The organism is Geodermatophilus sp. SYSU D00867 (genome assembly GCF_054050315.1).
In genome coordinates, this window is sequence record NZ_JBJGZC010000011.1 from 161,459 (window position 1) to 167,852 (window position 6,394).

Consider the following 6,394-nt stretch of genomic DNA (forward strand, 5'->3'; position numbering starts at 1 on the left):
TGTCTGCGGTGCGCAATCGCCCCGCCACTGCCCCCCCGATCTGCCCGCAGCGAGGGGGTAGCGGGCGTGATCTTGCCCCCCCAGCCGAGGCCGAGGAACGGGAGAGGCCCTGGTCAGCGAACCGACCAGGGCCTCTCACGTGGGGTGAGTGACGGGGCTCGAACCCGCGACACCCAGGATCACAACCTGGTGCTCTACCAGCTGAGCTACACCCACCGCGTGCACCCGGCAGCGGACCCGCGCCGGAGGCAGGGACGAGGATACCGGAGCCGGTCAGCTCCCCGACGCAGCCGGGGGTGCGTCGTCCTCCGCGGGGGCGGCCGGCGGCGTGGCGTCGGCCGCGGAGAGCACGTCGGCGAAGCCGGCGACGACCTCCCCGGCGGCCCGCTGCGCCTGCGACGTCGACGGGCCGGGGGCGTCGACGAACAGCGTCCGGCGGTAGTAGGCCAGCTCGCGGATCGACTCGACGATGTCGGCCAGGGCGCGGTGGGCGAGGCCCTTGGGCGGCTGGGCGAAGTAGACCCGCGGGAACCAGCGGCGGGCCAGCTCCTTGATCGAGCTGACGTCGACCATCCGGTAGTGCAGGTGGTCGTCGAGCTCGGGCATGTCGCGGGCGAGGAAGCCGCGGTCGGTGCCGATCGAGTTGCCGCACAGCGGAGCGGTGCGCCGCTCGGGCACCCACCGCTTCACGTAGGCGAGCAGCTGCTGCTCGGCCTCGGCCACGGTGAGGGTCGAGGCGCGCACCGCCTCGGTCAGGCCCGACTTCGCGTGCATCTCGGTGACGACGTCGGCCATGTCCTCCAGGTCGGCGTCGTCGGCGGAGATCACCAGGTCCAGGCCGGGGTCGAGGACCCGCAGCTCCGAGTCGGTCACGACGACGGCGACCTCGATGAGCTTGTCCCGGGTGAGGTCCAGCCCGGTCATCTCGCAGTCGATCCAGACCAGGTGCCCGCCGTTGTCCGCCACGTCGGCCGACCCTACGTCCCGTCCGTCCCGCATGCCTCGCGTGTCGGCCCACTACTCCATGCGCCACACCGGCGCCACTCGAGGGGTCGGCATCGGCGACCTGCGCCGTTACGGTGGGGCCATCCCGTCAGCGAGACCAGGGAGTCCTCCCGTGCCCCACCCCGTCCCCGCCGCTCCCGCCGGAGCGGTCCCCCCGGCACCGGGCTCGCTGGCCGCCGGGCTGCGGCACCCCGTCGCGCTGCTGCGCTGGCTGTGGCTGGCGTACATGACGCCGGGCCGGCCCGGGCGCCCGACGGGGGAGACCGAGCTGCGCTGGATCTACACCGCCTGGCTCGGGGCCTTCCTGCTCAAGATGCTCGGCTCGTCCTGGGACGTCTCCTGGCACTTCAAGTGGCTGCGCGACGACCTGGCGCCCCCGCACCTGCTCAACTCCGCCGGCACCGCGGTGGTCGTCGCGCTGGTGGTCTTCCACAGCTACAGCGGCTACGGCGTCGACCGCCGGGCGCTGCGGCTCATGCAGTGGGGGATCGGCACCTTCCTCGTCGCCATCCCGGTCGACATCGTCAACCACCGCGTCAACGGGCTGGACATCACCAGCTGGAGCCCCAGCCACGCGCTGCTCTACATCGGGACGGCGATCATGCTGGCCGGCGGGATCCGCGGCTGGTGGCTGTACGCCGCGCCCGGCCGGGTCCGCACGCTGGTGTCGCTGGGCCTGTGGCTGTTCTTCGTCGAGAACGTCGTCTTCCCCAACCAGCACCAGGAGTACGGCGTCCTGTCGCTGCGCGCCTACGAGGCCGGGCGGACGACGGCCGAGCCGCAGCTGCTCGACTTCGCCGCCTCGCAGGGCCAGACCCCCACGATGTTCATGCTGCCGGTGCCCTCCTGGGTGCACCCGGCCTGGCTGGTCTGCGCCGGCCTGCTCTCGCTGGTCGTGGCGCGCAGGGTCGTCGGCCTGCGCTGGACCGCGACCGTCGTCGCCGGCACCTACCTGGCCTACCGCGCGGTGATGTGGGCCGGGCTGGTGGCGATGGGCTTCCCGCCGTCGGTGCTGCCGCTGGCGCTGCTGGCCGGCGCGGTCTGCGTCGACCTCGCGGTCACCCGCGGACTGCCCGGCTGGAGCGCCGCGCCGGCCACCGCCGTCGTCGTCTACGCCGCCGGCCGGCTGCAGGACGCCGCCGGGGTCCTGCCGCCGTGGAACTGGTCCTGGTGGTCGGTCGCGCTCGTGGTCGCGGCGTTCACCGTCCTGTGGTCGGCGGTCGACGTCGTCGGCCGCAGCGCCCGGTTCGCCGACTGGCGCCGTCCCGTCGAGCCGGGCCTCCCGGCCGCCGCCGCCCCGGCCGGCGGCGCGCCGTCCCGCTGAGGTGGGGGACGGGCCCGTCACCTGACGTAACGTCGGACGTGGCCGCCCGCCCGGACCCCGCTGCCGGGCCGCGCCCCGCGCCCTCGCGCGCGCCCGGCCTCCCCCCGACCCCCACCCGCCCCCGGAGGACGACGTGCTGGCCCTGACGCCCGTGCCGCCGCAGACGGCGGGGGAGCGTGCGCTCTTCGCCGAGCTGACCCGCTGGGACCGCGGCGGAGCCGTCCGGGGCGCCGTCGTGGCGTCGGTCCCGGTCGTCGACGGCCCCATGGAGCGTCGCCTGTCCGACGCCGTGGTCTTCGTCCCCGAGGGCCTGGCCGTCGTGCGCGTGGTCGAGGTGGTCCGCCAGTCCGGCGTCGTCACCGCGACCCCGGAGGGCTCCTGGACCATCGGCCCGGGCGCCGGCCCCGGCGAGGTGCTGCAGCTGGCCGGCGGCGGCTCGACGCCGCTGGACGGCCTCATGCGGGCCGGCATGGACGCCGCGGTCCGGCTCCGCCGGGCCGGGCTCGAGCCCGGCCGCATCGCCCGGCTCACCGTCCTCGCCGGCGACCTCACCGGCCTGGTCCCGGCCGACGGCGACCTCGGCGACGGCGACCAGGTCGCGCTGCTGGAACCCCGCTCGCTGCTGCTCGGCATCTCGCGGGCCGCCCGCTACGCCGGGGTGGACAACCCGCGGCTGTGGACCACCGCCGACGTCCGCGCCGCGCTGACCGCGCTCGGCCTCGAGGGCCGCGGGCCCACGGTCGAGGAGCTCAACGGCGAGGGTTTCCCGTACTCGCCCTACGTCCTGCGCCGGCGGGAGCTGCTCGCGCCCGCGGCGATGGCCGCCTCGGCCGCCTCGGCGGCCCCCGTGGCGCCGCCCGCCCCGCCGGTCCCGGCGCCGGCCCCCGTGGCGGTCCCGCCGCCGGCCGCCCCGGCCGGCCCGCTCGTCGACCCGGTCGCGGCCGCCGCCGTCGCCGTCGCGGCGATCCGGGCCGACGAGGAGGCCGCGGCGCGCGCGGCGGCCGCCCGGGTGGCCGCTCCGGTCGCACCCGCCCCCGTCGCACCTGTCCCCGTCGCACCTGTCCCCGTCGCACCTGTCCCCGTCGCGCCCGCCCCCGTCGCGCCCCCGCCGGTCGTGCCCGCCCCGGCGCACCCGGCCACCGCGCGCTTCGAGACGCCCGCCGTCCAGTCCGGGGGCGGCGTCCCCGACGCCCCGGTCGCCGTCCCCGCCGTCCCCGCCGTCCCCGCCGACATCGCCGACGAGACCGGCGGCATCGGCGGGCTGTTCGGCGACGCCGACACCGACGCCGGGCACGGGACCTCGCCGGCCGCGCCGCCCGCGGCTCCCGTCCCGGTCCCGCCGTCCCCGCCGATCCCGCTGGTGGGGCCGCGCCGCCGCTCGCCGGCCGCGCGGCGCCGGCTGGCGCTGCTCGCCGCCGCCGCGCTGGCCGTGGTCGTCGTCGCGGTGGTCGCGCTGGTGAGCCTCACCGGCGGCGGGGGCGACGCCTCGGCGGCCGCCCCGCCGAGCACGAGCACCCCGGCTCCCTCCCCGGGGGCGCAGGAGGCCGGCCCGCAGCCGGGCGAGCGCGCGGTCCTCGACGGCCTGGAGTTCGTCCTGCAGCGGGTGCAGGTCGACGACACCTGCGTCGGCAACTCCTACGGCGACGTCGCGGACTCCTTCGAGCGGACCGACTGCGCGGGCCTGGCGCGGGCGCTGTGGTCGACCGACGTCGACGGCCGGGCCGTGGTGGTCTCGGTGTCCACCGTGGACATGGGCGACACCGTCGCCGCCCGCGCCCTGCGCGACCTGACCGACCGCAACGGCAGCGGGAACGTCAGCGACCTGCTGCGCGAGGGCGTGACCTACCCGGGTGCGCCCGCGGAGCTGTCCGGCGCCGAGTACGCCAGCGCCGTCCAGGGTCCGGTGGTCACCATCGTGGAGACCGCCTGGACCGGTCCCGGCGAGGGCGGCACCGCCGACCTCGACCTGGTCGCCGGCACCGGCCTGAGCCTACCGATGCCCGAGCCGTCCGCCGGCTGACGGCCCCGGCGGCGACGCCGCGTCAGGCGGTCGCGGCCGCCTCGGCCATCGCGGCGAGCAGCGCCGCCGTCCGCGCGCGCGGCAGCCGGCCCGCGCTGTGCGGGGTGGAGTTGACCAGCCCGAAGACGGCGTGCGCGCGGGCCCGGCTGGCATCGGTGCCCTCCTCGGGCCGCAGCCGGGCCAGCACCTCCACCCACACCTCGACGTAGCGGCGCTGCAGCCGGCGCACCGCGGCCGCGTCGTCCGGCGGCAGGGAGCCGAGGTCGCGGTCCTGCACGGTGATCAGCGCGGGGTTGTCCAGCGCGAAGTCCACCTGGAAGGCGATCAGCGCCCGCAGCTGCGCGACGGGGTCGGGACCGGCGGCGGCGACCCGCTCACGCCCGCCGGCCAGCAGCCGCTGGCTGATGCCCTCGAGCATCTCGGCCAGCATCGCGTCCTTGCTGGCGAAGTGCCGGTAGATGGCCGGGCCGGTCACGCCGACCGCGGCGCCGACGTCGTCGACGCCCACCGCCCGCGCGCCGCGCTCGGCGAACAGCTGCGCGGCCGCCCGCAGGATCTGCTCCCGCCGGGAGGGCCGGGCGGCGTCGGCCGTCAGCGCCGAGTCGGGCTGGCTGGCGGTCACGCCGCGGATGCTAACGGCCGCGGTCTGGACCCCGATGTGAACCGTCGTTAACATCGCTGAGGAGCGGCCGGCCGACCGGAGCGGCCGCAGGCGGGCCCCGGGGAGGACCCCACCGGCGCCCCGGCACCAGGGAGCACACCGTGCTGGACTACCGGCTCGACGACGAGACCGAGGCCCTGCGGAAGACCGTCCGCGAGTTCGCGCTCGAGGTGGTGGCCCCGCAGATCGGCGACTTCTACGAGCGCGACGAGTTCCCCACCGCGATCGTGCGGCAGATGGGCGACCTCGGGCTGTTCGGCCTGCCCTTCCCCGAGGAGTACGGCGGCTCGGGCGGCACCTACTTCGACCTGTGCGTGGCCATCGAGGAGCTGGCCCGGGTGGACAGCTCGGTGGCCATCACCCTGGAGGCCGGCGTCTCGCTGGGCGCGATGCCGCTCTACCGGTTCGGCAGCGAGGAGCAGCGGAAGCGCTGGCTGCCGCGGCTGTGCACGGGCGAGGCGCTGGCCGCCTTCGGCCTGACCGAGCCCGGCGGCGGCTCCGACGCCGGCGCCACCCGCACCACCGCGCGCCTGGAGGACGGGCACTGGGTGGTCAACGGCTCCAAGGCCTTCATCACCAACTCCGGCACCGACCTCACCGAGCTGGTCACCGTCACCGCCGTCACCGGCACCCGGCCCGACGGCGGCAAGGAGATCTCCGCGATCGCCGTCCCGTCGGGCACCCCCGGCCTCACCGTGGGCCCGCGGTACTCGAAGGTCGGGTGGAACGCGTCGGACACCCGCGAGCTCTCCTTCAGCGACTGCCGGGTGCCCGAGGACTCGCTGGTCGGGGAGCGCGGCCGCGGCTACGCGCAGTTCCTCTCCATCCTCGACGAGGGACGCGTCGCCATCTCCGCGCTGGCCACCGGCCTCGCCCAGGGGTGCGTGGACGAGTCGGTGCGCTACGCCGGCACCCGCGAGGCCTTCGGCCGGCCCATCGGCCACAACCAGGCGGTCCAGTTCATGATCGCCGACATGGAGGTGCGCGCCTCCACCGCGCGGCTGGCCTACTACCGCGCCGCCGAGAAGATGCTGCGCGGCGAGCCGTTCCGCCGCGAGGCCTCGATCGCCAAGCTCTACAGCTCCGAGGTCGCGGTGGACAACGCCCGCGCGGCCGCCCAGGTGCACGGCGGCTACGGCTTCATGAACGAGACGCCGGTCGGGCGCTTCTACCGCGACGCCAAGATCCTCGAGATCGGCGAGGGCACCAGCGAGGTGCAGCGGATGCTCATCGCCAGGGACCTCGGCGTCGGCTAGGTGTAGTGCCCAGCTGCGTTGCTGACGGTGGTGCGGCTGATCGGTGGCTGTCCGTCGAGCGCGGTGTGGCTGCGGTGATGGTTGTAGGTGTGTAGCCAGGCGGGCAAGGCAGCGGCGCGTTCTGCTGA

General features: G+C 76.2%; 5 protein-coding genes, 1 tRNA gene and 1 pseudogene. 3 read left to right on the plus strand and 4 right to left on the minus strand.

Going from position 1 to position 6,394, the window contains the following annotated elements; translation table 11 throughout:
* Positions 1–140: 140 nt before the first annotated feature.
* Positions 141–216, minus strand: a tRNA-His gene (locus tag ACI8AK_RS12770).
* A 57-nt stretch (positions 217–273) separates the two neighbouring features.
* Complete coding sequence (orn, locus tag ACI8AK_RS12775) at positions 274–966, minus strand: oligoribonuclease (protein WP_387985600.1); 693 nt, start codon at positions 964–966, stop codon at positions 274–276.
* 151 nt (positions 967–1,117) lie between these two features.
* On the opposite strand from orn, the gene ACI8AK_RS12780 reads away from it, so the two are divergent.
* Together ACI8AK_RS12780 and ACI8AK_RS12785 are read left to right on the plus strand one after the other, a co-directional pair.
* Positions 1,118–2,329 carry a hypothetical protein gene (locus tag ACI8AK_RS12780; protein WP_456956503.1) on the plus strand — a complete coding sequence of 404 codons (1,212 nt, stop codon included), beginning with the start codon at positions 1,118–1,120 and terminating at the stop codon, positions 2,327–2,329.
* Positions 2,330–2,462: 133 nt separating this feature from the next.
* Complete coding sequence (locus ACI8AK_RS12785) at positions 2,463–4,349, plus strand: hypothetical protein (RefSeq protein ID WP_456956505.1); 1,887 nt, start codon at positions 2,463–2,465, stop codon at positions 4,347–4,349.
* Between the two features lie 22 nt (positions 4,350–4,371).
* Here the strand turns inward: ACI8AK_RS12785 and ACI8AK_RS12790 are convergent, their stop codons facing one another.
* Entirely contained in the window at positions 4,372–4,971 is a 600-nt protein-coding gene (locus ACI8AK_RS12790) for an SACE_7040 family transcriptional regulator (protein ID WP_387985591.1), read from the minus strand.
* Positions 4,972–5,111: 140 nt separating this feature from the next.
* Between ACI8AK_RS12790 and ACI8AK_RS12795 the strand changes: the two genes are divergently transcribed.
* Positions 5,112–6,266: an acyl-CoA dehydrogenase family protein gene (locus ACI8AK_RS12795; RefSeq protein ID WP_456956507.1), complete on the plus strand. Its 1,155-nt coding sequence runs from the start codon at positions 5,112–5,114 to the stop codon at positions 6,264–6,266.
* On the opposite strand, the pseudogene ACI8AK_RS12800 reads toward ACI8AK_RS12795, so the two are convergent.
* Positions 6,263–6,394 (minus strand): annotated as a pseudogene (locus tag ACI8AK_RS12800) (IS481 family transposase); the annotation flags it as partial. The gene ACI8AK_RS12795 and the pseudogene ACI8AK_RS12800 overlap by 4 nt on opposite strands.